Below are 1,256 nucleotides of genomic sequence, written 5' to 3'. Positions count from 1 at the left end.
GGTCACCACGCGCGCGCCCGGCGCGAGCGCCGCGTACCGCTCCCGCTCGACCCGCTGGCACGCGACCACCAGGTCGGCGCCGAGGCCGTGCAGCGCCCGCAGCAGGCCCTCGACGTAGCGGCTCAGCGCGCCCCGGTCGGCGGGCACGGCGGTGGCGTCCAGCAGGATCCGCGGCGACCGCTCCCCACCCCGCGGTTCCACGGCGGCGGCCTGCGGTTCGGCGGCGCCGTGCGGTGCGGCGAGGGGCTGCGGTTCCGCGGTCCTCCGCGGTCCGGGGCCGTCCTGCGGTGGCCCGTCCGGCAGGTCCTCGCCCGGGATGCGCTCGCCCGGCATGATCCCACCCCCGTGACGTAGATCACCCTTGACGCTTCGAGCCTACGCCGCTCGGGGGCCTCCTGGCGGTTTCCTCCGCCTTTGACACACCGCCTTTGAAACACCGGCCTCGACACACCGGCGGCCCATCCCGGGCCGGGATCAGCCGCGCTTGCGCGCCTGGACGAGGACGATGCTGCCGCGGTCGTTGGGGGCCTTGGCGTCCGCGGCGGCCACCAGCGGCGCGAGCGGCGCGGCGGCGTTGAAGCCGACCCGGCCGCCGTACGCCGACAGCGACAGGTACAGCCGCTCGGCCGCCGCCGTCCGGAACTGGTAGGAGTGCCGGACGAGGTCGAGGCCGCGCTCGTCCATCAGCTTCGCCAGCGACTCGTGCGTGTAGGTGTGCTGGACGTGGTACTTGGCCTTGTGCGCGTCGCGCAGCTTCGGCCAGGCGTCCGCGCGGCTGAGCACGTCGGCGGACATGAAGACCTGCCCGCCCGGCTTCAGCACCCGGGCCATCTCGTCCAGCGACCTCCCGCCGTCGTCGAAGTGCTCGATCGCGCAGACCGACAGGATCGCGTCGAACGAGCCGTCCTGGAACGGGAGCTTCAGCGCGTCGCACTCGACCAGCGCGGGCGGGTCCGCCAGCGTCCGGCCGTACTCCATCTTTCCGCGCGCGAGGTCGATCGAGACGGCGTAGGCCCCGCGCCTGCGGGTCCGCCCGGCCCAGTACCCGTCGCCGCCCGCGACGTCGAGGACCTTCCGGCCGCGCAGGTCGTCGCCCATCCAGTCGAGGAGCGTCCCCGCCTCGCGGTACCGGCACACGTGCACCTGGTGCCCGACGAAGGCCACCACATCCGAGATCTTCATCGGACCCAGCCTATAGACGAAGCCCGGCCCGCAGTGCCCGCGCCCGCGGCGCGCCGGGCCCGGGGGACGCGGCG

At 74.8% G+C, this 1,256-nt stretch carries 1 protein-coding gene and 1 pseudogene; both read right to left on the bottom strand.

What is annotated here, in order from left to right; all coding sequences use genetic code 11:
• Window positions 1-333 (bottom strand): annotated as a pseudogene (locus tag DZF91_RS23630) (hypothetical protein); the annotation flags it as partial.
• 141 nt (window positions 334-474) lie between these two features.
• Window positions 475-1,182, bottom strand: a complete 708-nt coding sequence (locus tag DZF91_RS23625) for a class I SAM-dependent methyltransferase (RefSeq protein WP_117359529.1) — start codon at window positions 1,180-1,182, stop codon at window positions 475-477.
• Window positions 1,183-1,256: the final 74 nt, after the last annotated feature.

The organism is Actinomadura logoneensis, assembly GCF_003428695.1.
GTDB classification, from domain to species: domain Bacteria; phylum Actinomycetota; class Actinomycetes; order Streptosporangiales; family Streptosporangiaceae; genus Spirillospora; species Spirillospora logoneensis.
Note: the sequence above shows the minus strand (reverse complement) of the source record. Positions and strands in the feature narration are given on the sequence as shown.

Coding starts and splice junctions, on each gene's coding strand:
- DZF91_RS23625 (WP_117359529.1), bottom strand. CDS start 1,182: ATGAAGATCTCGGATGTGGTGGCCTTCGTCGGGCACCAGGTGCACGTG.